The sequence below is a fragment of the Streptomyces sp. CS113 genome, assembly GCF_002188365.1.
GTDB lineage: Bacteria > Actinomycetota > Actinomycetes > Streptomycetales > Streptomycetaceae > Streptomyces > Streptomyces tendae.
In genome coordinates this window covers 5,836,895-5,861,911 of sequence record NZ_KZ195574.1, presented here as the reverse complement: position 1 = coordinate 5,861,911, position 25,017 = coordinate 5,836,895, and the positions used below count along the sequence as shown (strand labels likewise).

The following is a 25,017-nucleotide window of genomic DNA, read 5'->3' as shown; positions in this document are numbered from 1 at the left end:
CCTCAGCCAGACGTACGGCTGCGCGACGCGGCGGCCGTCTTGCGGGTACGGCTCCCCCGGGAGGCGGAGGGCCGACTGGAGGACGCCTTGCTCCCCGACTGGCTCTTGGCCCGAGTGGGGGAGGCGGTCTTCTTCGCGGTGGCCTTCGTCGCGGTGGTCTTCTTCGCGGCGGTCTTCTTCGCCGTGGTCGTCTTCTTCGCGGCGGACTTCTTCGCGGCGGTGGACTTGGCTGCCGTCGACTTGGCTGCCGTCGACTTGGCGGCGGTCTTCTTGGCGCCGCCGGTCCGCTTCGCCGCGGCCGTCCTGGAGGTGCCGGCCGCCTTGGCCGTACCCGCCGTACCCGCCGTACCCGCCGTACCCGACTTCCCCGTACCCGACTTCGCCGTATCCGTCTGCCCCGCCCCCGCGGTACCGCCCTTGCCCGCGCTCCCGTTCCCGTTCCCGTTCCGGTCCTGTCCGCGCTGCTGCGTCAGCCAGGCCACCGCCGCCCCGGTGACCGCCACCGGCCACTCCACCAGACCGGCGACGCCGAGCACCCCGGCGCCCGTGTAGACGAGCACGCGCCGCCCGCGCGGCGACACCGCCCCGATCCGGTCCAGCGCACCTTCGGCGGCCCTGCCCACCGTCTCGGCACCCGGCACCTTCCGCACCGCCGAAGCGGCCGCGTGCAACGGCCGCGGAAGTGTCCGCGCCGACTTCTGCTCAGCCATGACTCTTCGTCCTCGCCCTGTCCGTGCTGTGGGAACCCGCGGCCCCCGGGCCGTGGAAACCCCGGGAACATCACCTTCCGCATATCTCCGGGTTCCCGCACCTCGGGCACTCATCCGGACGAAGTCGGCCCGCGCTCCAGAGCGATCGCGTGCAGCCTCTCCAGCCGCTCCCGGGACACCTCGTCGGCCGGTGCGTACGTCACCATCCGGGGCCCGGCCTCCGGTCCGAGCCACAGGTCGGTGTGGTCGACGCGGATCCGCCCGACGTACCGGTTGACGAACTCCTTGCACTTGCTGCGGTGCGCGACGACCTCGTGCCGCTCCCAGACCTCGCGGAAGTCCGGCGACTGCGTGCGCAGCCGCTTGAGCAGCATCTTCCAGGCGGGCTCGGCGAGATGACCGGCCATGGTGGCGCGGAACCGGGCCGCCATCAGCCGCTGGGTCTCCTCCAGGTGCACGATCGAGGAGCGCCAGTCCTCGTGGGTGAAGGAGAGGACCATGCAGTTGCGGTCCTCGGGCGGCACCGCCTCCAGGTCGCACAGCAGCAGCCCGTACGTCCGGTTGTGGGCGAGGATGTCGTACCGGCTGTTCTGCACACAGGCGGGATACGGCTCGAACTGCTCCAGCAGGGCGCGCACCCCCGGGGTGATGGCCGGGCACACCTGCGCGGGCGTCGGGTCGACGGCCCCCGCCAGCCGGAAGAGGTGGGCGCGCTCGGAGGGGTCGAGCAGCAGCGCGCGGGCGAGGGCGTCGAGGACCTGCACGGAGACCTGGATGTCCCGGGCCTGCTCCAGCCAGGTGTACCAGGTGACGCCGACGGCCGAGAGCTGGGCGACCTCCTCGCGCCGCAGCCCCGGGGTACGGCGCCGGCGTCCGCGGGGCAGCCCGACCTGCTCGGGCGCGATGCGCTCGCGGCGGCTGCGCAGGAAGGCGGCCAGCTCGTGCCGCCGGATCTCCGAGCCGGTGTCCCTGGGCGGGGTCTGGACGGCCGTCTCCCGACCCGTCATCGTCGTCATGCCTCCAGGATGCCGCGCCCGGCAACCTGTTGCCGGGTACTTCTACTACCAGCATAAGAAGACTCTGGTACCACCCTGGAAACGGTCGCAGGCTCGACCACGTGACCGAAACCATCACTTCACGTCCCGTCCGAACGGGCACCCCGGACGCGCCGCCCGCACTCGGCGGCCTCGGACTCTTCACGGTGCTGCTGGGTGCGGCACTCCCGCTCGTCGACTTCTTCATCGTCAACGTCGCCCTGCCCACCATCGGCGCGGACCTCTCCGCGGGCGAGGCGGTCCTGGAACTGGTCGTCGCCGGATACGGGGTCGCGTACGCCGTCCTGCTGGTCCTCGGCGGCCGGCTCGGCGACCTGCTCGGCCGGCGCCGCCTGTTCCTGGGCGGCATGGCGGCCTTCGGGCTGACCTCGCTGGCCTGCGGGCTCGCGCCGGACGCCTGGTCGCTGGTGGCCGCGCGGGTGGCGCAGGGCGCCTCGGCCGCCGCGATGCTGCCGCAGGTGCTGGCGACCATCCAGGCGACCACGACCGGTCCCCGGCGCGCGAAGGCCATGAGCCTGTACGGGGCGACGGCCGGCCTGTCGATGGTGGCCGGGCAGATCCTGGGCGGCGTCCTGGTGGCCGCCGACATCGCCGGCACCGGCTGGCGTTCCGTCTTCCTGGTGAACGTGCCGGTCGTCCTCGTGGGCCTGTTCCTCGCGGCCCGCGCGGTCCCGGAGACCCGCTCCGCGCGCCCCGAGCCGGTGGACCTCCCCGGCACCTTCCTGCTGGCCGCCTCGATCCTGACCCTGCTGGTCCCGCTGACCGAGGGCCGGGCGGCGGGCTGGCCGCTGTGGACGTGGCTGTCGCTGGCGGCGTTCCCGTTCGCGGCGGCGGCGTTCTACGCGGTGGAGCGCCGGGCGGACCGCGCGGGCCGTACACCGCTGGTCCCGCCGAGCCTGTTCGCGATCGTCTCGCTGCGCCGCGGCCTGCTGCTGATCGTGCCGTTCTCGATCGGCTTCAGCGGCTTCATGTTCGTCATCGCGGTGGCGTTGCAGCAGGGCGCGGGCCTGGGCCCGGTGGCCGCGGGGCTCGCCCTGGCCCCGCTCGCGGTGGTGTTCTTCCTCTTCTCGCTCGCCGGCCCCCGCCTGGTCGCCCGCTACGGCACCCGTGTCGTACCCGTCGGCGCCGCCCTCCAGGGGGTGGGCCTGGTCCTGATGACACTGGCCGCGTGGCGTTCCTGGCCCGACCTCGGCCTGGTCGAACTCCTGCCGGGCGCGGCGGTCGCGGGCGCGGGCCAGGCACTTCAGCTCCCGGTCGTCCTCCGGTTGGTCCTCTCGGAGGTGCCCGCCGAACGCGCCGGCGTGGGGGGTGGCGTCATGGTCACCACCCAGCAGTCGTCACTGGCCCTGGGCGTGGCCACCCTGGGCACCCTGTTCCTGTCGCTGACCCCGGGGATGGGCATGCGGGACGCCCTGGTGACCACGCTGCTGGTCCAGCTCGCCGGGGTGGCGCTGACGGGCCTGCTGAGCCTGCGCCTCCCCCGGACGATCGCCTGACGACCGCCCGATCCGCACCTCCACACCCGTCACTTGGTCCAGACCTCTTGACGAAAGGTCTGGACCACAGCACTGTCATGCCTACGACACAAGATGACTCTCCCTCACCGACCCCCACCGGGAGGCCCGGCATGATCCGCCGCACAATCCGTCTACTGGCCGCCGCACTGGCGGCCACCGTTCTGTTCCCCCTGGGAGTCGCCACCGCGTCGGCGGCTCCCGAGGGCACCGCCCCCGACGGCGCGGCCGCAGACACCTGCGCCGTGAAGTCGAAGCCCGCCGGCAAGGTCCTCCAGGGCTACTGGGAGAACTGGGACGGAGCCGCCAACGGCGTCCATCCGCCCTTCGGCTGGACCCCGATCACCAACCCCCAGATCGCCGCCCACGGCTACAACGTGCTCAACGCGGCCTTCCCGGTGATCCTCTCCGACGGGACGGCCCTGTGGGAGGACGGCATGGACACCGGCGTGAAGGTGGCGACGCCCGCCGAGATGTGCGCGGCCAAGGCGTCCGGGCAGACGCTGCTGCTCTCCATCGGCGGCGCGACGGCCGGCATCGACCTCAACTCGACCGCGGTCGCGGACCGTTTCGTCGACACGATCGTGCCGATCCTGAAGAAGTACAACTTCGACGGCATCGACATAGACATCGAGACCGGCCTGACCGGCAGCGGCAACATCAACCAGCTCTCCGCCTCCCAGTCCAACCTGATCCGCATCATCGACGGCGTCCTGGCCCGCATGCCCTCGAACTTCGGCCTCACGATGGCCCCGGAGACGGCGTACGTCACCGGCGGCAGCGTCGTCTACGGCTCGATCTGGGGCGCGTACCTGCCGATCATCAAGAAGTACGCGGACAACGGCCGCCTGTGGTGGCTGAACATGCAGTACTACAACGGCAGCATGTACGGCTGTTCCGGCGACTCCTACGCGGCCGGCACCGTGCAGGGCTTCACCGCCCAGACCGACTGCCTGGACAAGGGCCTGGTCATCCAGGGCACCACGATCCGGGTGCCCTACGACAAGCAGGTCCCGGGCCTGCCCGCCCAGCCCGGCGCGGGCGGCGGCCACATGTCCCCGTCCCTGGTCTCCCAGGCCTGGAACCACTACAACGGCGCCCTCAAGGGCCTGATGACCTGGTCCCTCAACTGGGACGGCTCGAAGAACTGGACCTTCGGGAACAACGTGAAGGCACTCCAGGGCCGCTGAGCCGGGGGCTGAACCTGTAATCCAGGCCCCTGAACGCCGAAACGCCCACCCCCCTCCCGACCGAGTCGGGTGGTGGGTGGGCACAGGCCCCGGGGGTCCAGGGGGCGGAGCCCCCTGGTACCTCAACGCAAACGGACGTTCAGCACCCAACCAGCCGAGACGCGAGGTACCCCTCGATCTGGTCCAGTGACACGCGCTCCTGCTTCATCGTGTCCCGCTCGCGCACGGTCACCGCGTTGTCGTCCAGCGTGTCGAAGTCGACGGTCACGCAGAACGGCGTCCCGATCTCGTCCTGACGCCGGTACCGCCGCCCGATCGCACCCGCGTCGTCGAACTCGATGTTCCAGTGCTGCCGCAGCGCCTGCGCCAGCCCCTTCGCCTTCGGCGACAGGTCGGGGTTGCGGGACAGCGGCAGCACGGCGACCTTCACCGGCGACAGCCGCGGGTCGAGCCGCAGCACGGTCCGCTTCTCCAGCTTGCCCTTGGCGTTCGGCGCCTCGTCCTCGATGTACGCGTCGAGCAGGAAGGCGAGCATCGCGCGCCCGACACCGGCCGCCGGCTCGATGACGTACGGCGTCCAGCGCTCCTGGGCCTCCTGGTCGTAGTAGGAGAGGTCCTGGCCGGAGGCCTTGGCGTGCGAGGAGAGGTCGTAGTCGGTGCGGTTGGCGACACCCTCCAGCTCGCCCCACTCACTGCCGCCGAAGGAGAAGCGGTACTCGATGTCGGCGGTGCGCTTGGAGTAGTGGGAGAGCTTCTCCGCGGGGTGCTCGTACCACCGCATGTTCTCCTCGCGCAGGCCGAGACCGGTGTACCAGTTCCAGCGCTGCTCCATCCAGTACTCCTGCCACTTCTCGTCCTCGCCCGGCTTGACGAAGAACTCCATCTCCATCTGCTCGAACTCGCGGGTGCGGAAGATGAAGTTGCCGGGCGTGATCTCGTTGCGGAAGGACTTGCCCATCTGGGCGATGCCGAACGGCGGCTTGCGGCGCGAAGTGGTCTGCACCTGGGCGAAGTTGGTGAAGATGCCCTGGGCGGTCTCGGGCCGCAGGTAGGCGACGGAGCCGCTGTCCTGGGTCGGGCCGAGGTGGGTGGAGAGCAGACCGGAGAACTGCTTGGGCTCGGTGAAGGTGCCCTTGTTGCCGCAGTTGGGGCAGTTGAGGTCGGCCAGGCCGTTCTCCGGGGCGTGGCCCTTCTTCTCCTCGTACGCCTCCTCCAGGTGGTCCGCGCGGAACCGCTTGTGGCAGGAGGTGCACTCGGTCAGCGGGTCCGTGAAGGTGGCGACGTGACCGGAGGCCACCCAGACCTCGGGGGCCAGGATCACGGAGGAGTCGAGACCGACGACGTCCTCGCGCGAGGTGACCATGTAGCGCCACCACTGGCGCTTGAGGTTCTCCTTGAGCTCGACACCCAGCGGACCGTAGTCCCAGGCGGCGCGCTGACCGCCGTAGATCTCACTGCACGGGAATACGAAGCCACGGCGCTTGCTCAGGCTGACGATGGTGTCGATCTTGTCGGCGGCCACGGTGCTCTCTTCATTACGACGACGGGCGACGAAGCGAGATGCTTCCAGAGAATGCTTCAGGTTACCGGCGTGGGTCGCCCCACGGCCAAATCGGGGCCTCCCAGCTGCGGAATCGCACGCTTGTTGACAACGGTTTCCATATTTGTTGAAAATGGGTGTCATGAACGTACGACGACGCCGCATATCCGGCATAGCAGTCACCGCGGCCACCGCCCTCGGCCTCGGGACCCTCTCCGCCTGCTCCAGCGACAGCTCGGCAGCGGGCAATACCGACAAGTTCGACGTCGTCGCGTCGTTCTACCCGATGGAGTACCTCGCCGAGCAGATCGGCGGGGACCACGTGAACGTCACCACGCTCACCGAGCCCGGCCAGGAGCCGCACGACCTGGAGCTGAGCGCCAAGCAGACCGCCCAGATGGGCGAGGCGGACGCGGTGCTCTACCTCAAGTCCCTCCAGCCCGCCGTGGACGAGGCCATCGCCCAGTCCGACGTGAAGACGAAGATCGACGCGGCCACGCTGACGAAGCTCGAGGACCACGGCGACGTGGAGCACGACCACGGCCACGGCGGCGAGGAGCACGCCGACGAGCACGCCGAGGAGGAGCACGCCGAGGGCGGCGAGCACGCGCTCGACCCGCACGTCTGGCTGGACCCGGTGAAGTACGCCGAGATCGCCCAGGGTGTCGCCGAGTCCTTCGAGAAGGCCGACCCGGACCACGCGGACGACTACCGCAAGAACGCCGAGGCGCTGGCGAAGAAGCTGGGCGGCCTCGACACGGCGTACAAGGACGGGCTGAAGAACACGGCCACCAAGGTCTTCTTCACCAACCACGCCGCCTTCGGCTACCTCGCCGAGCGCTACGGCCTCACCCAGGAGGCCATCAACGGCCTCGACCCGGAGAGCGAGCCCAGCCCCGCCCGGATCAAGGAGCTCCAGCAGGAGGCCAAGGCCGACGGCGTCACCACCGTCTTCTACGAGACACTGGTGTCCGACAAGACCGCGAAGACCCTCGCCAAGGACGCGGGCCTGAAGACGGACGTCCTCGATCCGCTGGAGGGCATCACCGACAAGTCCAAGGGCGAGGACTACGTCGGGGTCATGGAGGCCAACCTCAAGGCGCTGGAAACCGCCCTCGGCGCCAAGTAGGCAGCCCGGCCGGGCAGCCCGACCGGGCGGCCCGGCCCGTTCGATCGTTACGGAGGACATCGTGAGCGACGAGTCCGTCATATCCCTGCGCGGCGTCCGCGCCGAGCTGGGCTCACGCCCCGTCCTGCGCGGCATCGACCTCACCGTGCGGCGCGGCCAGGTGGTCGCGCTGCTCGGCGCCAACGGCTCGGGCAAGTCCACGGCCGTGCGCACGATCATCGGCCAGGTGCCGGTGACGGACGGGGAGATCGAGCTGTTCGGCACCCCCAGGCGCCGCTTCCGCGACTGGGCGCGCGTGGGCTACGTCCCGCAGCGCACCACGGCCGCGGGCGGCGTCCCCGCCACGGTGACCGAGGTGGTCTCCTCGGGCCGGCTCTCCCGGGCCCGCTTCGGCGTCCTGCGCAAAGCGGACCACGAGGCCGTACGCCGCGCCCTCGACCTGGTCGGCATGGCGGACCGCGCCAAGGACTCGGTGAACGCCCTCTCCGGCGGCCAGCACCAGCGCGTGCTGATCGCCCGCGCGCTCGCCGCCGAGCCCGAACTGCTGATCATGGACGAGCCGATGGCGGGCGTCGACCTGGCCAGCCAGGAGGTGCTGGCGGAAACCCTGCGGGGGCAGGTCGCGGCCGGCACCACCGTCCTCCTGGTCCTGCACGAGCTGGGCCCGCTGGAGCCGCTGATCGACCGGGCCGTGGTGCTCCGCGACGGCTGCGTCCTGCACGACGGCCCGCCGCCCGAGGCGGTCGGCCAGCACGCGCTGCCCGGCCACGACCACGTCCACCCGCACGCACCGGCGGGCGCCGAACCGATCCGCACCGGCCTGCTGAGCTGAGAAGGCGACGACCATGGAAATCCTGAACTACGCCTTCATGCAGCGGGCGCTGCTCGCCGCCGTCCTGGTCGGCATCACCGCCCCGGCCATCGGCATCTACCTGGTCCAGCGCCGTCAGGCCCTGATGGGCGACGGCATCGGCCACGTGGCGATGACCGGCGTCGGCCTCGGCTTCCTGCTCTCCTGGTCCCCGGTGTGGATGGCGACCCTGGTCTCCGTCCTCGGCGCGGTCCTCATGGAGCTGATCCGCTGGTACGGCAAGACCCGCGGCGACATCGCCCTCGCCATGCTCTTCTACGGCGGCATGGCGGGCGGCGTGATGTTCATCAACCTCGCGCCGGGCGGTTCCAACGCCAACCTCACCTCGTACCTCTTCGGCTCCCTGTCGACGGTCTCCGAGTCCGACGTCACCGCGATCTGCGTGCTGGCCGCCTTCGTGGTCCTCGTCACCGTGGGGCTGCGCCGCCAGCTGTTCGCCGTCAGCCAGGACGAGGAGTTCGCCCGGGTCACCGGCCTGCCGGTGCGCGTGCTGAACCTGCTGACGGCCGTGACGGCGGCGGTCACGGTGACCGTCGCGATGCGCGTCGTCGGCCTGCTCCTGGTCTCCGCGCTGATGGTGGTCCCGGTGGCCGCCGCCCAGCAGCTCACCCGCAGCTTCGCCGCCACCTTCGCGATCTCCGTCGCGCTCGGTGTGAGCGTGACCATCGGCGGCACGGTCACCTCGTACTACCAGGACGTGCCGCCCGGCGCGACGATCGTGCTGCTCACCATCGGCGCGTTCATCCTGCTGAGCCTGCTGGCCGCGCCGCTGGCCAGGCGACGCGCGCGGGCACTCGCCGCCGCGCGGCCCGCCGAGGATCCGGCGGAGTGCAAGATTCCGGCCACCAGGGGGGCCGCCGACGAGGTCGGCGTCTGACCGCGGGCCGACCGGGCTGGCACAATGGCCCGGCAAGCCGCGAAGACGTGAGGAGGAATCCAGTGACCACCGCTGGACCGCCCGTGAAGGGCCGCGCCACCCGGCAGCGGGCTGCCGTGTCGGCCGCCCTTCAGGAGGTCGAGGAGTTCCGCAGCGCACAGGAACTCCACGACATGCTCAAGCACAAGGGCGACGCGGTCGGGCTCACCACCGTCTACCGCACCCTTCAGTCCCTCGCCGACGCCGGCGAGGTCGACGTCCTGCGCACCGCCGAGGGCGAGTCCGTCTACCGGCGCTGCTCCACCGGCGACCATCACCACCACCTGGTCTGCCGCGCCTGCGGCAAGGCCGTCGAGGTGGAGGGCCCCGCCGTCGAGAAGTGGGCCGAGGCCATCGCCGCGGAGCACGGCTACGTCAACGTCGCGCACACGGTGGAGATCTTCGGCACCTGCGCCGACTGCGCGGTGGCCTCCGGCGGTTGAGCGGGGTGGGGCCGGGGCTGCGCCCCGGGCCCCTGTATCGGCCTGAACGGCCTCGTCCTCAAACGCCGGACGGGCTGGATTTGCCTTCCATGGCCAGGAGCTCCTCGTTGGGGATGGCGCCGCCGAAGCGGCGGTCCCGGGAGGCGAACTCCAGACAGGCCCGCCACAGGTCGCGCCGGTCGAAGTCGGGCCACAGGACGTCCTGGAAGACCATCTCCGCGTACGCGCTCTGCCAGAGCAGGTAGTTCGACGTCCGCTGCTCGCCGCTCGGCCGCAGGAACAGGTCCACGTCCGGCATGTCCGGGTAGTACAGGTACTTCGCGAGCGTCTTCTCGTTCACCTTCGACGGGTCGAGCTTCCCGGCCCGCACGTCCTCGGCGAGGGCCTGCGCCGCGTCGGCGATCTCGGCCCGCCCGCCGTAGTTCATGCAGAAGTACAGCGTGAGCCGGTCGTTGTCCTTGGTCTGCTCCTGCGCGACCTGGAGCTCCTTGGCCACCGACTTCCACAGCTTGGGCATCCGCCCCGCCCAGCGCACCCGCACCCCCAGCTCGTCGAGGGTGTCGCGGGACTTGCGGATGAAGTCGCGGTTGAAGTTCATCAGGAAGCGCACCTCTTCCGGCGAGCGCTTCCAGTTCTCGGTGGAGAAGGCGTACAGGGAGATGTTCCCCACGCCCATCTCGATCGCGCCCTGGAGCACGTCCATGACCTGCTCGGCGCCGACCTTGTGCCCCTCGGTGCGCGGCAACCCGCGCTCCTTGGCCCACCGGCCGTTGCCGTCCATGACGATCGCCACATGCTCCGGGACCAGCTCACCGAGCTTCGGGGGCCGCGCGCCGGAGGGGTGCGGCTCCGGCGTCCTGTACTCCCGGCGCTGCCGCCCCAGAATCCCGCGTACGGCCATCTCAGTTCTCTCCTACTTCTACTTCTCGACGTACCGCAGGGAGCGAAGTCCCCGCTCCAGGTGCCAGTGCAGGTAGGCGGAGACCAGTCCGCTCCCCTCCCGCACGTACCGCGGCTCGGCCGCGTCCGCCGTGCCCCAGTCTCCCGCAAGCAGCGCCCCGAGCAGTTCCAGGGCCTGCGGTGAGGGTACGACGCTGCCGGGCACGCGGCAGTCGACGCAGACGGAGCCGCCCGAGCCGACCGAGAAGAACCGGTTCGGACCGGGCAGACCGCACTTCGCGCAGTCCCCGAAGGTCGGGGCGTACCCGTTCACGGCCAGCGAGCGCAGCAGGAACGCGTCCAGCACCAGGTTCGGCGCGTGCTCGCCCCGGGCGAGGGTCCTGAGCGCGCCGACCAGCAGCAGGTACTGCTGCACCGCCGGCTCGCCCTCGTGGTCGGTGAACCGCTCGGCCGTCTCCAGCATGGCGGTCCCCGCGGTGTACCGCGCGTAGTCGGTCACGATCCCGCCACCGTACGGCGCGATCGTCTCGCTCTGCGTGCACAGCGGCAGCCCGCGCCCGACCAGCTCGCTGTTCTTCGAGAAGAACTGCACGTCCACGTGCGAGAACGGCTCCAGCCGCGCGCCGAACTTCGACTTCGTGCGCCGCACCCCGCGCGCCACGGCGCGTACGCGCCCGTGACCGCGCGTGAGCAGGGTGATGATCCGGTCCGCCTCACCCAGCTTCTGGGTGCGCAGCACGATGCCGTCGTCGCGGAACAGACTCATGCCGCCCATTCTCGCGCATGCTTCAAGGCACCTCGCCACGGCTCCGGGCGTTGGTGTACGCCGTCGCCGCGCTGAGCCGCTCCGACGCGGTGGCGTGGCGTACGTCACCCGGCTCGGCGTCCCACTCCCGCCCCCCGCCGTACGGCCGCATCTGCACGTACGGCCCCTCGTGCCCCATGACGACCCCGACCCGTCCGCTGCGGGTGTCCACGGCGTAGACCCCGACGGGCGGTGTCGTCGTCATCGCAGCACCGCCGCGAGGCGCTGCGCGGTCTCGACGGAACACCGGCCCAATTCGACGAGTGGGCAGGGTGCCTCCCGCGCAAGACTCACCGGGTCGAGCCCGAGTGAGGGCAGAACAATTCCTGCCTCCGCGAGCGCCGCGCGCAATTCTTTCACCGTGTCCTCCGCTCCTTCGACGCAGAGCGCCGAGTGCCGTGCTTCCATCGCGTTCCCTTTCCTTTACGGTTTCACTCTTCGTGTCCCCAGAATGCCGTGACGTGCCTACACTCGGCAGGAGTACGTGCACTACAAGTGCGGGTCAGCGCATGGGGGTTGGTTATGGCCAATGGTTCACGGCAGGCCGCGTGGGAGTTCTTCGGAGCGGAACTCAAACGTCGGCGGGAGGACGCCGGAATCACGCAAGTTGAGCTGGGAGCACGGGTTTTCGTCTCCGGTGGCTACATCGGCCAGTTCGAACAGGCAATTAGGAAACCACAGTTGGATGTGGCCCAGCGGATCGACCAGACACTACAAACCGACGGTATTTTCGAGCGACTGTGCCGGAAGCTCATTGATGATCCCCGGTATGCGGATTACTTCGCCGGGGTGGTCGAGCTGGAGCGGCTGGCGTCGGCGGTCTGCGACTTCGAGCCGACCGTGATTCCCGGGCTCCTCCAGACACCCGGCTATGCCAGGGCGCTCACCCTGGCCACACACCCCTTCTCGGCCGACGCGTTCGTCGAGGACAGGGTCGCGGCCCGCATGGAGCGGTCGCAAATCCTCGGCGACGCTACACGCCCCGTGTATTGGGCGGTGGTGCACGAGACCGTGCTCCGACTTCCGGTCGGCGGTCCTGAAGTGGCGGCGGCGGCGCTGGAGCACATGAGCGTGCTGGCCGCCGAACGCCAGGTACTGCTCCAGGTCTTACCCTTCTCGGCGGGCGCCCCTGCCAACAGTGGGTCCCTCAGGCTCATGGAGTTCGAGGACGCCCCGCCAACCGCCTATACAGAGACGTCGTTTTCAGGGAGCCTGCTGGACGATCCGGCGGTGGTGCACCGTGCCCGCCGAGCCTACGATCTGATCAGGGGCGCCGCACTGTCGCCGGAGACGTCCCTCGCCCTGGTCCGATCGGCGGCTGAGGAATTCAGACGATGCGCGAGTACGACCTGAGCTACGCCCGCTGGCGCAAGAGCACGTACAGCAACGGTGACGGCGGCAACTGCCTCGAAGTCACCGACGGAGTCCCCGGTGTCATACCCGTCCGGGACAGCAAGGTGGCCGACGGTCCCGTGATCGTCGTCGGGTCGGCGGCCTGGACGGAGTTCGTCCGCACCGTTGTTCAGTCCCGCCGAGCGGGTGTCTGAACAACTCGTCCGGCGCTTGAGTGGCCCCATGCTCACGCGCCGATCCGCCCTCGCCCTGTCCGCAGCCGCCACGACGCTTCTGACGCTGTCCGCCTGCGGCGGCGATGACGGGGAAGCCGCCGACCGGAAACCGACCCGGGCCGCTTCCTCCGCCCCGGCGGGCTCGGGGCAGCCGTCGGCGGCCGCCTCCTCGGCCGAGCCCGCGACCCCGGCGCAGCTGCTGCCGGCCTACCGGATCGCCTACGGCATGAGCAGCTCCCCGATGTGCAGCCACGTCGCCTGGGACGACCCGGGGTGCGGGAAGGACCTGACCGCCGCCGGGGAGCTCGCCGGTGCCATGGCCGAGAGCGTCAAACGGGACTTCCCGGACGGTCAGTACACGGACGTCGAGGACTCCGCGGGGCAGGTGGTGAAGGCGGTGAACACCGTCCGCAAGCTCGGCTGCTACGGCATGGGTTCCACACCGCCCAAGACCGACTCGGCCAAGCTGCGGGAGCTGTGCCCGTCCATGAGCACCATCGCCTCCCTCGCCTGGCTCAACTTCGAGAGCAACGTGACCCTCCCCTAGTCCGCACGACGCTCTCCCTAGGGGGCAACCCCCCGTAAATATCGGGATGTTGCCCGGATGTGGTGCCGCCCGGGCTTCCGCGAGGCTCCTCGCATGACGCAGCGCAAGCGAAGCAGAAGCATCCGCAACGCCGCCATCGTCGGCGTGTCCACCGCCCTCCTCGGCGTCACCGCGCCGGTGACCGCCTCCGCGGCGGCCGGGAGCACACCCGATGCCCTCACCTGGTCCGCCTGCGAGGGCACGGGGCTCGACCCCCGGCAGGAGTGCGCCACCCTCGACGTGCCGATGGACTACGCCGATCCCGACGGCCCCCGTATCGAGATGGCCGTCTCCCGCATCCCCGCCGAGAAGCCGGACGCCCGGCGCGGGGCCCTGCTGCTCATCGCCGGCGGGCCGGGCGGGTCGAGCCTCAACGACCCGTCGGGGAAGGGGCGGAAGCTCCCCCAGGATGTCCGCGACACCCACGACCTCATCGGGTTCGCACCGCGCGGCCTCGCGCCGTCCACTCCCGCCGACTGCGGGCTGGAGTACGGCGACCTAGCCACCTCCAGGCTGCGCCCCTGGCCCGCCCCCGACGGTTCGGTGGACGGGAACATGACCACCGCCCGGCGAATGGCCGACGCCTGTGCGCGCAACGGCGGCGAGCTGATCAAACACCTCAGCACCGCCAACGAGGCCCGCGACATCGACCGTCTCCGGGCCGCGCTCGGCGAGCGGAGGATCTCGGCGTGGGGAGTGTCGTACGGGACGTACGTCGGGTCCGTGTACGCGCAGTTGTTCCCGCACCGCACCGACCGGATCGTGCTGGACAGCGTCGACAACCCGGACCCGGCTCTGGTCAACCGTGCCTGGCTCGCGGCGCACGAGCGGGGCGTCGAGGACACCTTCCCGCACTTCGCCGCGTGGGCGTCGCAGCCCGGCAACCCGGACCGTGTGGCGGACCGGGCCGCCGACGTGCGGCCGCTGTTCCTGCGGCTCGCCGCCCGGCTCGACCGGGAGCCGATCCCGTGGCCCGGCGCCAATCCCGAGGAGCTGAACGGCAACGTGCTGCGCCAGACCATGCTGGACAGCTTCGCCGCCCCCAGCCGCTACCCGACGCTCGCCCGGCTGATGCGGGCCGCGGCCGAGGGCACCGTGCCGCCCGCGCCCCAGGCGCCGCCCGAGGCCGTGCTCCAGAACGTCGCCGCCGTGGGCGCCGGGGTGCTCTGCAACGACGTGGCATGGCCCAAGGGCCAGGCCGGATACGAGAAGGACGTCGCCGAGAGCCGCGCCAAGTACCCGCTCACCGCCGGGATGCCCCGCAACGCGATGCTCTGCGCGGCCTGGCCGTACCCGCCGCGTGAGGCACCGGTGCGGATCACCGACCGGGGGCCGTCCAACGTACTGCTCGTGCAGAACGAGCGGGACGTCAACACCCCGCTCGCCGGCGCGCTGCGGATGCGCGAGGCCCTCGGTCGCCGCGCCGTCATGGTGACCGTGGACTCCACCGGCCACGACGCCTACCTGGCCAACGGCAACGCCTGCGGGGACGCCACGGTCTCCCGCTTCCTGGCGACCGGGCAGCGGCCGGGCTCGGACGTCTACTGCGACTGAGACGTCTGCTGCGGCTGACCCGCGCCCGGCGTCACCAGGCCCGACTCGTAGGCCACGATCACGAGTTGGGCCCGGTCCCGTGCTTCCAGCTTGCCCATGATGCGGCTGACGTGGGTCTTCGCGGTGAGCGGGCTCAGGCCCAGGGCCTCGGCGATCTCCGTGTTGTTGAGGCCCCGGGCCACCAGGGTGAGGACCTGGCGTTCCCGCTCCGACAGGCAGTCGGGGCCCGATCCGGGCGGGTGGAGGGCCGACGGGCTGCGCAGGAAGCGCTCGATCAGGCGGGCCGTCGGGCCGGGTGAGAGAAGGGCGTCGCCCGCCGTCACCGTGCGGATGGCGTCCAGGAGTTCGGCCGGCTTCGTGTCCTTGACCAGGAATCCGGAGGCGCCCGCGTGGAGCGCCTCGACGATGTTCTCGTCGGTGTCGTAGGTGGTGAGGACCAGCACGCGGACCCCGGCGAGGTCCTCGTCGGCGGCGATCAGCCGGGTCGCCTCGATGCCGTCCAGGTCGGGCATGCGTACGTCCATGACGACCAGGTCGGCGCGCCGGGCGCGGGCCAGCTCCACGGCCTCGCGGCCGGTGCCGGCCTCGCCGACCACCTCCATGTCGGGGGCCGACGCCACCAGCAGGGCGAACGCCGCCCGGACGAGGTTCTGGTCGTCCGCCAGCAGCACGCGTATCGTCATCCGGTCTTCTCCGAGGTGATCGTCGTGGTCGTCGTCAGGGACGCGGCGGGCGTGGGCAGTACGGCCGTCACCTCGAAGCCGTCGGTGTCCTCGCGCGGTCCGGCGTCGAGTGTGCCACCGACGCTGCGGGCCCGCTCCCGCATGCCGACGAGGCCGAAGCCGGGGGTGCCCGCCGGGTCGGGTCCGGTGCCGTCGTCGGTGACGGACAGGCGCAGGACGCCCGGCCCGGCGTGCACCTCGACGAGGACGGACGGTTGTGGCCCCGCGTGCCGCACGACGTTGGTCAGCGCCTCCTGCGTGATGCGGTAGACGGCGGCGCCGACCGCGGGCGGTACCTCGTCGGCGTCCACCGACAGGTCCACGTGCGCTCCGGCGAGCCGGGCGCTCTCCGCCAGGTCGGACAGGCCGCGCAGTCCGGGCAGCGGGCCGCGGGCGTCGGGGACGGCGGCGGCGTCCTGCGCCCTGAGCACTTCGAGGGTGGTGCGCAGTTCGCCGCGCGCCGAGCGGCAGGTCTCGGCGATGTCGTCGAGCGCCTCGGCGACGGCCGCCCGGTCCAGGCGTTCGGGGTCGGCGGTCAGCACGTGGGCGGCGACCGAGGTCTGCACCCCGATGAGGGTGATGCTGTGCGCCAGCAGGTCGTGCAGGTCCCGGGCGACCCGCAGGCGCTCCTCGGCGACGCGCCGCCGGGCCTCCTCCTCGCGGGTGCGTTCGGCGCGTTCGGCGCGTTCCACGATGGAGGCGACGTACTGGCGGTAGTAGCGGACGTCGATGCCGCAGAAGAGGATGGCGATGACCCAGCCGGAGATGCGGATCAGTTCGAGGGCCTGGTGGGTGTTGACGGTGAGCATGATGCTCACCGAGACGGTGAGGACCGCGATGCCGGTCAGGATGGTGCGCAGGGGGCGGCCGGTGACGGCCAGCGTGTAGAGCGCCACGTAGGAGGCGGGGCCCACGGCGGCGTGGTTGTTGTCCAGCGCGTGGTAGGGCGCGACCAGGGCCACCAGCGCGGCGAGGACCAGCAGCGGGTGGCGCCGCCGCCACACGATCGGGAGGTGCGCGGCGGCCAGCAGCGTCCAGCCGAGCGCGTCCGGGCGGCGGCCCTCGTCGGTGAACAGCGCCAGGCAGACGGCGACGCCGAGGAGCACCGCGGCCAGTACGGCGTCGTTGCGGGTGCCGTGGGCGGCGGTGAGGGGATCACGGTTGATGACCGCCATGATCCGCTCGCCGATCCGGGGACGGGACCTTGCCTCGGTGGGTGCCTGCACGCGTCCATACTCCGCGACGGACGCGCCCCTCCGGGAGGGGAGGGGCGCGTTCCGGTGGCCGGGCACCTCAGACACCGACGGGCTCCCGCGCGTCGTCCGGCGCGGAACGGCCGGGCTCCCGGGACAGCCGCCCCGGCCACCACACCCGGCGCCGCAGCGCGACACTGGCGCTGGTGACCAGGTAGGTGCGGACGAGGAAGGTGTCGAGCAGGACACCGACCGCGATGACGAAGCCCAGCTCGACCAGCTGCACCATCGGCATGCTGGTGAGCACGGCGAAGGTGGCCGCGAGGACCAGCCCGGCCGAGGCGATGACGCCGCCCGTGGTGCGCAGCGCGGACAGGGCGGCCTCGGTGGGCTGGGCGCCGTTCAGGGACTCCTCGCGCATCCGGTGCATCAGGAAGATGCCGTAGTCGACGCCGAGGGCGACCAGGAAGACGAAGGAGAGCAGGCCGAGCCCGGGGTCGGTGCCCTCGAAGCCGAAGAGGGGCTCGAAGACGAGGCCGCCGATGCCGAGGGCCGCTCCCCACACGGCGACGACGGCGGCGACCAGGATCAGCGGCGCGACCAGCGAGCGCAGCAGCACCGTGAGGATCAGCAGGACCGACAGGAGCACGATCGGTACGACGATGACGGTGTCCCGGGCGTTGGTGTCCTCCAGGTCGATCTGCTGGGCACTGGGGCCGCCGACGTAGGAGCCGTCGAGCTTGTCGCGCAGGGCCTCGATGGTGGCGGTCTCGGCGGCCGACTGGGGCGGTGCGGTGGCCAGGACGGTCAGCTCGGTCCAGCCGCCGCCGCTGCGCCCGGCCTCGGCGCTCTCGACGCCCTTGGTCGCGCGGATCTCGGTGAGCGCGGCCTCGGCGCGGCCGGTGGGGCTGATGACACTGATCGGCTGGGTGCCGGATTCCGGGTAGGCGTCGGCGAGGGTCTCCATCGCGGCGATCGCGTCGGGGCGGGTGGTGAAGGAGTCCTCCTGCTTGAGGTTGCCGGACAGGGCGAAGGTGCCCAGCGCGAGTGCGCCGAGCAGGACGGCGCCGCCCACCAGGACGGTGCGGGGCCGGCGTTCGGCGGAGCCGCCCATCGCGGTGAACAGCGAGCGGCGGGCCTTGGGCGTGCTGCCGTAGCGGGGCACCAGCGGCCAGAAGACCCGGCGGCCCAGCAGCACCAGCAGCGCGGGCAGCAGGGTCAGCATGGCGGCCAGCGCGCACAGCACGCCGACGGTGCCGAGCGGCCCCATGCCGCGGCTGGAGTTGAGGTCGGCGGCGAGCAGGCACAGGAGGCCGGCGGCGACGGTGCCGGAGGAGGCGAGCACGGCGGGCCCGCAGCCGCGCAGGGCGGCGAGCATCGCGTCGTACGGCCGCTCGATGCGGCGCAGTTCCTCGCGGTAGCGGGAGACCAGCAGCAGCGCGTAGTCGGTGCCGACGCCGAAGACGAGGATCGTCATGATGCCGCTGCTCTGGCCGGAGACGGCGGTGCCGAAGGTCTGGTTGAGGCCGTAGGCGACGCCCATGGAGAGGTAGTCGGCGAGTCCGGCGACGGCGAGCGGGACGAGCCACAGGAAGGGGCTGCGGTAGATGAGGATCAGCAGGAGCGCGACCACGGCCGCGGTGGTGTAGAGCAGGGGGCCGTCGAGGGAGTTGTAGACCTCGGAGGCGTCGGTGGCGAGCGCGCCGGAGCCGCCGACCTCGACGCCGAGCCCGTCGCCCCCTCGGGCGATGTCCCGTACGTCGTTGACGAGTGCGTCGCGGGCCTTCTCGTCCGTGCCGGGCTCGGTGGAGGCCACCGGGTACATGAGGGTGGTGCCGTCCTTGGACGGGATGCCCTGCGGGCGGCCGGTGAGTTCGTGCGCGGCGGCGATCTCGGCGACCTGCCCGGCGGCGGTCTCCCGGTCGGCGGCGGTCAGGCCGGTGTCGCGGTGGTAGACGAGGACCATCTCGGTGGCCTCGCCGCCCGGCAGCCGCTCCTGGATCTTGGCGACCTGCGTCGAGTCGGCGCTCGCGGGCAGGTAGTCGACGGCCCGGTCGCGCTGCACGTCGCCGAGTTTCGCCGCGAACGGCGAGGCGATCGCCAGCACGGCGATCCACAGTGCGAGCACCAGCCAGGGCACGGCCCGCCGCCGCCCCGCTCCTGTCGTTGTGGCCCCCATCTGGCGGGCCTCCCTCCGGTGGGTGTCTGGGTGTGTCTCCAGACTTCCGGCGGCGGGGTGCCGGCGCGTCGGGCGTAAGGGCGAGCCTCGGGCTACTGCCCGGGGAGACGTGGGGCCGTCGTTACTCCCCGGGGAGTACGGCGGCCCTCAGGCCCGGTCGACCATCCAGTTGCCGTCCTCCTCGTCGTCGACGCGCACCTCCAGTTCGCGCAGGCCCATGCCCGCGTCCCAGAGTTCCCTGAAGCGCTTGAGCCGGTCCCGTACGTAGTCCTGGCGCGCGGTGAGCCGGGTGCGCACGTTGACGTCCCGCAGGTCCTGCTCGATCTCGAACGACACCTCCTCGTCGTAGAGGATGAAGTCGTTGGTGGTGCCGCGCTGGAGGTGCGGGGGCAGTTCCGGCAGGACCGCGGCGCGGACGTCGATGCGGCGCAGTTCCTGCTCCTCGCACAGCCGCAGCAGCCGGTCGTCCAGTTCGCGGGCGCTCTCCAGCAGGAACAGGCGGCGTACCGCGACGCCCTGTTCGTCGATGGCCGCCTGCTGGGCGTCGAGGTAGCGCCCGGCGGGCTCGCTGTTCCAGAACTGCCGGTCGACGGAGGTGCTGGTGGCGAGGATGGAGTGCTCGGCGGCCTTGGTGAGGGTGAGCATCCAGTCGTGGTTCTCGCCGGGGCACTCGGCGCTCAGGTTGGTGAGGTCCGCCATGTGGCCGACCACCCGGGACATCTCCATGTGCACGAACGTGTGCAGGATGGAGGGGCTGGGCAGCAGGACGTCGGCGAAGCCCTTGGCCAGGTCGGGCACGCTGTCGATGCGGACCGGGTCCAGTGTGCGGGCGGCCTCGGCGGTCCGGTGGTCGACCTGGCTGACGTGCGTCTCGACGAGTTGCTTGACGTCCTCGGTGTGCCGGGTCAGGCCCGACTTCAGCTCGGTGTCGTACCGGCGGAGTCCGTCGCGTACGGCGGCGGTGTTCTCGGCGAGGGCGTCCTCCACCCGGCGGGTGTGCTCGTCCAGCCGGGTGTGCTCCGCCGGCCGGTCCGGTGCCGGGCGCGGGGCCAGGCCGAGGACGTACTGGACGGCCAGCGCGGCGGCGGCGCACAGCACGGCGGCCACGAACTGCCGCACGGTGCCATCGTCCGGGTCGAGGAGGGCCGCGACGCTCCAGAAGAGGCCGCCGACGACCAGGGCGACCAGCAGCATGCGGGCCCAGGGGGACTCCCCCCTCGGGTCGATCGGGTTGGTCGTGCGGGGCGTGTCGTCGGGTCGGGGTGACGGTGCCGTGCTCATCTCGCTCTCTCCCCCCGTTGGGATACGCGTCGGATCGTGCGGGGATGTGCGTGCGGTGACGGGCGTGCGGTGCTGCGCGTGCCGGACGGCGGGCCGCGGTCAGGGAGCCGGTTCCACCTCCCGGTGGGCTGCGGGAATGGCGTGCAGGGTGAGCTGGTCGCGGATGCGCTGCACCAGGGCCTGCCACTGCCGGGTGAAGCCGGGGCGCTCCTCCAGCGGGTCCCACAGCGCGGCCAGTTCGCGGCCGACCCGGGCGCCGGGCATCCACAGGTGCAGCAGATGGTCGACGGCCGGGCGCAGCGTCCGCACGACCGTGCCGGCGTCCTGGGCGGCCGAGGCGCCGAGACGGAGGCCGTCGAGCATGCGGACGACGGTGGTGAGCAGCCAGTCGTGCAGGGCGAGGTCGTCGCAGAGCGCGGCCAGTTCGGCGCCGGTGGTGTCCTCGGGCACGCGCAGGCGTACGGTGCGCAGTTCGTCCTCGGCGAGGGTGAACCGTTCCAGCGAGGGGCCCTCGCCGGGGGCGGCGGGCAGCGCCGCCCAGCGCAGCCGGGTGGGCCGGGAGCGGAACGGCGGGCGCTGGTCCAGCAGGGGGTGGCGCAGCACCCGGGTGAGCAGGCCGTCGGCGATGAGTCCGACGTCGAGGTCGCCGTGGCGGGGGCCGCCGAGGACGCCCTGGGCGACCGCCTCGTGCGGGAGCTTGCCGAGCGGTTCGACGACTCCGGGCCGCACCAGGTACTCGCCCCAGGGCCGCCGCTGGTCGGGGCCGGTGCCGGGCAGGCGGCAGTGCGCGGAGGTCTGGAGCACACGGCCCTCGGTGAGCGCGGCGTGCGCGGTGACGGTGCCGACGGCGCGGACGCGGGCGCCGTTGGCGCTGGGCAGCGGGCAGTCGACGCCGGTGAGGGTCTCGGGGGAACGCGCGTAGAGGCCGGGGCGCTCGGAGAGCAGGACGCGTTCGTCGGCGCGCAGGCCGAGGAGCTGGGCGGCGGAACGGATGTCGAGGGCCTGCCGGGCGGGCAGCAGACAGGTGCGGATCTCGCCGCAGGCGAGGACGGCGGGCGGGGTGCTCTGCCGCGGCGCCATGTCAGGGCCCCGAGTAGTACACGTAGGAGATGCGGTCGGCGACCGAGTCGGGGACGGCCATGCGTTCCTTCCCGGAGCGGTCGGCGACCTGCGCCAGTGCACCCGGGTCGACCTCGATCTGGTCGAGGATCACGCGGACGGCGTGCTCGACGGGCAGGAACCGGGTGGGCAGGACGGAGCAGGTGCGGTAGGCGGCGAAGGGGTCCGCGCGCTCGTTGAGCCTCAGCAGGGTGGGCAGCTCGTCCCACGTGTCGGGGAAGCCGCCGGCGGTGTGCGGCTGGGGGGCGAGGACCGCCTCGCCCTCGCTGCGCAGGAGTCCGAGGCGGGCGAGCTGCCACACGGCGGCGAGGAAGGGGCAGGACCACAGGCGCTGCCCGTCGGCGTCGTCGCTCCACAGCTCGACGTCGAGGAAGACGGAGTGGCGGCGGGCGGCGGTCTCGTGCGGGGGCTGCCAGACCACGGCCCGCTTCATGGCCTGCGGGGCGCGGGCGACGGGGCTGCGTTCGCCGTTGGCGAGCCAGCCGGTCTGCGCGGCCGGCGGCCGCAGGCCGTAGCTGCCGGGCGGCGGCGACTCGACGATGCGGGCGGCGACCGCCTCGGCGACGGGCACCTTGCCGGTGACGGCGCAGCCGGACTCGCGGGCCAGGTAGTCGACGGTCAGTCCGGCCCGCTCCGCCTCCGCGAGGAGCATGGGGACCACCTCGGCGGGGGTGGAGAAGCGGGTGAAGTAGTCGTCGATGAGGAAGCAGGTGCTGATCCGGGGCCGTTTGCCGCCGGCCCGGGCGGTGGCGGCGGTGCGGGCCGCCTCCACCCAGGGCCGTACTTCGGCGAAGTGCGCGCGCAGCCGTTCGGGTCCGGCCTCGAAGTCCTCCATGTAGAGGTGGCCCAGCTCCACGGAGAGGTGGGCCAGCGGCACCGACTGGGTGCGCGGCTCGGCGGCGGTCTCGCGGAACACGGGCTCCGTCACAGCCGCCCCCAGTGGGTGTCGTCCGTCAGGCGCCGGGCGATCTCCTCCAGCGCCTCCAGGGTCTCCTTGTTCGCTATCTGGGTGGAGAGGACGTCTTCCTCGGTGATGAGCTGCTCCTGCCACTGGAGGATGGGTTCCAGCGGCACGATGCCGAGGACGACGCTGTCGCCGATGCGCTGTTCGGCGGCGAGCCGGCGCAGCGCCTCGTCGCACGCCTGCATCCAGGTGGCCTGGGCGGTCGAACCCTGGGCCCACAGGGGCGACTCGGGGTCGGGCACGGCGGCCCGCACGAAGCGGATCGCGGCGCGCAGGTCGTCCTCGTCGTGACCGCGCTCGACACCGCCGCCGATGATGCCGTGCTCGGCGTGCACGAGTCCGGAGGCGGCGATGACGTGCTGGCGGGTCCAGCGGTGGAAGACCAGCCAGCGGAAGGGGATGTTGCGCATCCGGGGATGGGCGGTGGCGTCGAGGACCATGTCCACGGCGTAGCTGCGGCCGGCGCTGAGGTCGACGAAGGTGACGTCGAACTCGTTGTTGAGCTTGAGCAGCAGGTCGACGCAGCGCTCCAGGGCCTCCTCGCCGGTGGCGAACTCGCCGCCGCCCGCGTCGCCCGGGAACAGCACCAGGCGGCCGGACTGGTTGGGGCGGGCGCGCAGCAGGGGGTGCTCGGTCTGCCGCCAGACGTCGATGCGGACCGGTTCGGCGGTCTCGCCCTCCAGGTAGGAGTGCAGGCCGTGTTCCTCGGTGCCGCGCATGGCGCCGGGCACGTCGAAGACGGCGGCGGCGGTGGGCGAGCCGAAGTCGAAGTCGACGTAGGCGACGTGGTCACCGGTGAGTGCGCGCTGGTAGGCCAGGTTGGCACTGGTCACCGAGCGTCCCGTGCCTCCCTTGTCGGAGGCGGCGAAGACCAGCACGCTCACACCTCCTGGGCGGCGGCGCCCCTGGCCTGGGCCAGGGTGTCGAGTTCCTGGAGCACGGGCAGGGCCAGGGCGAACGCGGTCGCGGGCCGTTCGTCCACCATGCCGCGGGCGTGGTCGAGGCGGCTCTCGATACTTCGCATGGCCCTGGCTCTGCTGCCGTCGGCGGCGGCGGGTGCCTCCAGCTGCTCCTTGCCGAACAGGTGGGTGGCCTCGCTGAGCAGTTCCCGGGCCAGTTCGGCCAGGTCGGGGCTGCGGATGGGCTCCTGCTCGTACAGGATGCGGGCGGCGACGAGGCACTCGGTGACGCGCTCGGTGATGCTCCAGGACATGCGCAGTCCGGCGTCCTGGGCCTCGGGGTAGACGGCCTGGATGTTGTCCCAGAGGCCGGCGCCCTCCTCCTCGTCGATGCGCCGCTTCCACAGGTGCTCGAAGGACTGCTCGGCGAGGCGGAGCAGGCGGTCCTGGGCGCCGATGTTCCGGGAGAGTTCGGCGAGCTGGATGATCCGCTTGAGGAGCTGGGCGGAGAAGTCGGTCATCCGCCACAGGAGTTGGCCGCCGGCGCGTTCGGATCCGGCGAGCGGCATGGTGACGCCGGGGGTGTGCAGCAGCAGGGTCGGGTCGTTCTTGGTCATGCGGCTGGTGACCCGGCCCCGGTCGGCGAGGCGCTCCATGATGGCGACGGTGCGGGTGAGGTCGTCGTCGGTGGCCTTCCGGCGGACCAGGTCGTGGACGAGGATGGCCGCGACGGTCAGCGAGAAGTACTCGGACTCCAGGCGCAGGCCGGTGGTCTGCCAGGGCAGGTCCTCCAGGGGCCAGCGCTCGCCGCCGAAGCGGGCGATCGCGGACCAGTACTGCTGGCTCAGCTCCCAGCGCAGGCGCAGCATCTCGGCGAGTTTCTGCTGGTCCTCGTCGAGCAGGCCGAGGGTGAGGGTGCGGTCGGAGAAGAGGTCCTGGATGCCGTCGAGGGCGACGACGGTGAAGTACACGTAGGGCAGCCGGTCGGCGATGCCGTCGGGCTGGCCGGGGACGTCGACGGTCAGGTCGGTGATCTTCGGGGCGTCCTTGACGATGCCCCAGGCCCAGCCGCACTCGAAGAGCTGGCTCTCGTCGCGGATGCCCTCGTCGACCTGGATGCCCCGGGAGAGGCTCTCGATGATGGTGGCGCGCAGCGGGCGTAACCGGCGGGAGAACTGCTGGAGGACGATCCGGTCGGACTGCCCGCCCTGGCCGATGACCTGGATCAGCCGCTTGCCCTGCTCCGACTCGGCGTCGAAGACGTTCACGGAGAAGGACCGCAGCAGGCTGACCATCGCGGAGGTCAGCCGGGCGTTGGTGGCCTCCCGCAGCTCGGCGATGGCCCTGAGGACCTCGGGCCGGGTGGTGGTGCCCTCGTAGACCTTGAGGAAGCCGAGGGTCGCCAGGCAGAGCGTGACGGACATGGAGTAGGAGTCGACCACGCCCAGCTGGCGCTGTTCGTGGCTGACCGTGCCGCCGGACTCGGAGGGCCGGAAGTAGTGGCCGCCGGAGAAGGTGGGGCTGTCGTCCGTGCCGGTGTGGGTGCGCATGAACTGGGTCAGCGCGGCGATCAGGTTGGGCGGGATCTCCAGCCGGCTGCCGACCCGGTCGAGGGCGCGCAGGACGTCACGTTCGGTGGTGTCCGGCTGGTCGAGCCGGAAGGCGGGGACCTCGGTGGCCGGATACAGCAGGCAGAGCAGGCGTTCGGCGTCGGCGACGCTGCTCAGTCCGTCGGTGTCCCCCCGGACGAGCTTCCCGTCGTCGAACGAATGACGGGCCATGGCCTGCCAGATGTCCAGCAGGTGCTGCCGTGGCTTGATCTGCATCCCCGCACCCCTCGTACAGAACTCGTTGCCCGGTGTTCGGCACGTCCCCGTCG

General features: G+C 71.7%; 25 protein-coding genes. 10 read left to right on the top strand and 15 right to left on the bottom strand.

Features of this window, described 5'->3' with window-relative positions; all coding sequences use genetic code 11:
* Positions 1-2: 2 nt before the first annotated feature.
* Positions 3-710 (bottom strand): hypothetical protein, encoded by a 708-nt coding sequence (locus B9W62_RS40870; protein WP_256976584.1) that lies wholly within the window; start codon positions 708-710, stop codon positions 3-5.
* A gap of 110 nt (positions 711-820) precedes the next feature.
* A complete protein-coding gene (locus tag B9W62_RS26200; RefSeq protein WP_087812112.1) occupies positions 821-1,717 on the bottom strand; it encodes an MmyB family transcriptional regulator in 897 nt (298 codons plus the stop codon).
* A gap of 110 nt (positions 1,718-1,827) precedes the next feature.
* On the opposite strand from B9W62_RS26200, the gene B9W62_RS26195 reads away from it, so the two are divergent.
* Together B9W62_RS26195 and B9W62_RS26190 are read left to right on the top strand one after the other, a co-directional pair.
* The gene (locus B9W62_RS26195) at positions 1,828-3,261 is read left to right on the top strand and encodes an MFS transporter (protein ID WP_087809456.1); all 1,434 of its coding nucleotides are present in this window, start codon (positions 1,828-1,830) and stop codon (positions 3,259-3,261) included.
* Between the two features lie 131 nt (positions 3,262-3,392).
* A complete protein-coding gene (locus B9W62_RS26190) occupies positions 3,393-4,469 on the top strand; it encodes a chitinase (RefSeq protein WP_087809455.1) in 1,077 nt (358 codons plus the stop codon).
* A 139-nt stretch (positions 4,470-4,608) separates the two neighbouring features.
* On the opposite strand, the gene B9W62_RS26185 is transcribed toward B9W62_RS26190, so the two are convergent.
* Positions 4,609-5,991: a glycine--tRNA ligase gene (locus B9W62_RS26185; RefSeq protein WP_087809454.1), complete on the bottom strand. Its 1,383-nt coding sequence runs from the start codon at positions 5,989-5,991 to the stop codon at positions 4,609-4,611.
* A 160-nt stretch (positions 5,992-6,151) separates the two neighbouring features.
* Here B9W62_RS26185 and B9W62_RS26180 point away from each other — a divergent pair, with 160 nt between their 5' ends.
* The 4 genes from B9W62_RS26180 (at position 6,152) to B9W62_RS26165 (ending at position 9,368) form a co-directional block, all read left to right on the top strand.
* Positions 6,152-7,138 carry a zinc ABC transporter substrate-binding protein gene (locus tag B9W62_RS26180; protein ID WP_087809453.1) on the top strand — a complete coding sequence of 329 codons (987 nt, stop codon included), beginning with the start codon at positions 6,152-6,154 and terminating at the stop codon, positions 7,136-7,138.
* Positions 7,139-7,199: 61 nt separating this feature from the next.
* Complete coding sequence (locus B9W62_RS26175) at positions 7,200-7,970, top strand: metal ABC transporter ATP-binding protein (protein WP_087809452.1); 771 nt, start codon at positions 7,200-7,202, stop codon at positions 7,968-7,970.
* Between the two features lie 13 nt (positions 7,971-7,983).
* Entirely contained in the window at positions 7,984-8,886 is a 903-nt protein-coding gene (locus tag B9W62_RS26170; protein ID WP_087809451.1) for a metal ABC transporter permease, read from the top strand.
* Between the two features lie 62 nt (positions 8,887-8,948).
* Positions 8,949-9,368 carry a Fur family transcriptional regulator gene (locus tag B9W62_RS26165; RefSeq protein WP_087809450.1) on the top strand — a complete coding sequence of 140 codons (420 nt, stop codon included), beginning with the start codon at positions 8,949-8,951 and terminating at the stop codon, positions 9,366-9,368.
* Positions 9,369-9,426: 58 nt separating this feature from the next.
* Here B9W62_RS26165 and B9W62_RS26160 read toward each other — a convergent pair whose 3' ends face one another.
* Genes B9W62_RS26160 through B9W62_RS26145 form a run of 4 tightly spaced genes read right to left on the bottom strand, consistent with a single transcriptional unit; the run spans position 9,427 to position 11,481 of the window.
* On the bottom strand, positions 9,427-10,269 hold the full coding sequence (locus B9W62_RS26160; protein ID WP_087809449.1) for an isoprenyl transferase: 843 nt from the start codon (positions 10,267-10,269) through the stop codon (positions 9,427-9,429).
* A gap of 18 nt (positions 10,270-10,287) precedes the next feature.
* Positions 10,288-11,034, bottom strand: coding sequence for a DNA repair protein RecO (gene recO / locus B9W62_RS26155; RefSeq protein WP_030181046.1), 747 nt, complete (start codon positions 11,032-11,034; stop codon positions 10,288-10,290).
* A gap of 22 nt (positions 11,035-11,056) precedes the next feature.
* Positions 11,057-11,278, bottom strand: a complete 222-nt coding sequence (locus tag B9W62_RS26150; RefSeq protein ID WP_087809447.1) for a hypothetical protein — start codon at positions 11,276-11,278, stop codon at positions 11,057-11,059.
* Positions 11,275-11,481: a hypothetical protein gene (locus B9W62_RS26145; RefSeq protein WP_087809446.1), complete on the bottom strand. Its 207-nt coding sequence runs from the start codon at positions 11,479-11,481 to the stop codon at positions 11,275-11,277. The genes B9W62_RS26150 and B9W62_RS26145 overlap by 4 nt, the downstream gene beginning before the upstream one ends.
* 114 nt (positions 11,482-11,595) lie before the next feature.
* Here B9W62_RS26145 and B9W62_RS26140 point away from each other — a divergent pair, with 114 nt between their 5' ends.
* From B9W62_RS26140 to B9W62_RS26125, 4 genes are all read left to right on the top strand, one after another.
* On the top strand, positions 11,596-12,426 hold the full coding sequence (locus B9W62_RS26140) for a helix-turn-helix domain-containing protein (RefSeq protein ID WP_087812111.1): 831 nt from the start codon (positions 11,596-11,598) through the stop codon (positions 12,424-12,426).
* Positions 12,408-12,620 (top strand): DUF397 domain-containing protein, encoded by a 213-nt coding sequence (locus B9W62_RS26135; RefSeq protein WP_087809445.1) that lies wholly within the window; start codon positions 12,408-12,410, stop codon positions 12,618-12,620. The genes B9W62_RS26140 and B9W62_RS26135 overlap by 19 nt, the downstream gene beginning before the upstream one ends.
* A 28-nt stretch (positions 12,621-12,648) precedes the next feature.
* Complete coding sequence (locus B9W62_RS26130) at positions 12,649-13,188, top strand: hypothetical protein (RefSeq protein ID WP_087809444.1); 540 nt, start codon at positions 12,649-12,651, stop codon at positions 13,186-13,188.
* A gap of 93 nt (positions 13,189-13,281) precedes the next feature.
* Positions 13,282-14,781: an alpha/beta hydrolase gene (locus B9W62_RS26125; protein WP_087809443.1), complete on the top strand. Its 1,500-nt coding sequence runs from the start codon at positions 13,282-13,284 to the stop codon at positions 14,779-14,781.
* Here B9W62_RS26125 and B9W62_RS26120 read toward each other — a convergent pair.
* The 8 genes from B9W62_RS26120 to B9W62_RS26085 form a co-directional block, all read right to left on the bottom strand.
* The gene (locus B9W62_RS26120; RefSeq protein ID WP_179235675.1) at positions 14,769-15,464 is read right to left on the bottom strand and encodes a response regulator transcription factor; all 696 of its coding nucleotides are present in this window, start codon (positions 15,462-15,464) and stop codon (positions 14,769-14,771) included. The two genes, B9W62_RS26125 and B9W62_RS26120, sit on opposite strands and share 13 nt — an antisense overlap.
* The gene (locus tag B9W62_RS26115) at positions 15,461-16,678 is read right to left on the bottom strand and encodes a sensor histidine kinase (protein WP_179236118.1); all 1,218 of its coding nucleotides are present in this window, start codon (positions 16,676-16,678) and stop codon (positions 15,461-15,463) included. Before B9W62_RS26115 ends, B9W62_RS26120 begins: the two co-directional genes overlap by 4 nt.
* Before the next feature lie 118 nt (positions 16,679-16,796).
* Positions 16,797-18,875 (bottom strand): MMPL family transporter, encoded by a 2,079-nt coding sequence (locus B9W62_RS26110; protein WP_087809441.1) that lies wholly within the window; start codon positions 18,873-18,875, stop codon positions 16,797-16,799.
* Positions 18,876-19,022: 147 nt separating this feature from the next.
* The gene (locus B9W62_RS26105) at positions 19,023-20,156 is read right to left on the bottom strand and encodes a hypothetical protein (RefSeq protein ID WP_087809440.1); all 1,134 of its coding nucleotides are present in this window, start codon (positions 20,154-20,156) and stop codon (positions 19,023-19,025) included.
* A 99-nt stretch (positions 20,157-20,255) separates the two neighbouring features.
* Positions 20,256-21,236 carry an SCO2521 family protein gene (locus B9W62_RS26100; protein ID WP_087809439.1) on the bottom strand — a complete coding sequence of 327 codons (981 nt, stop codon included), beginning with the start codon at positions 21,234-21,236 and terminating at the stop codon, positions 20,256-20,258.
* A 1-nt stretch (position 21,237) separates the two neighbouring features.
* Positions 21,238-22,203, bottom strand: coding sequence for an SCO2522 family protein (locus tag B9W62_RS26095; RefSeq protein ID WP_179235674.1), 966 nt, complete (start codon positions 22,201-22,203; stop codon positions 21,238-21,240).
* Positions 22,200-23,117, bottom strand: a complete 918-nt coding sequence (locus B9W62_RS26090) for an SCO2523 family variant P-loop protein (RefSeq protein WP_087809438.1) — start codon at positions 23,115-23,117, stop codon at positions 22,200-22,202. The genes B9W62_RS26095 and B9W62_RS26090 overlap by 4 nt, the downstream gene beginning before the upstream one ends.
* A 2-nt stretch (positions 23,118-23,119) precedes the next feature.
* Positions 23,120-24,964: an SCO2524 family protein gene (locus B9W62_RS26085; RefSeq protein ID WP_087809437.1), complete on the bottom strand. Its 1,845-nt coding sequence runs from the start codon at positions 24,962-24,964 to the stop codon at positions 23,120-23,122.
* Positions 24,965-25,017: the final 53 nt, after the last annotated feature.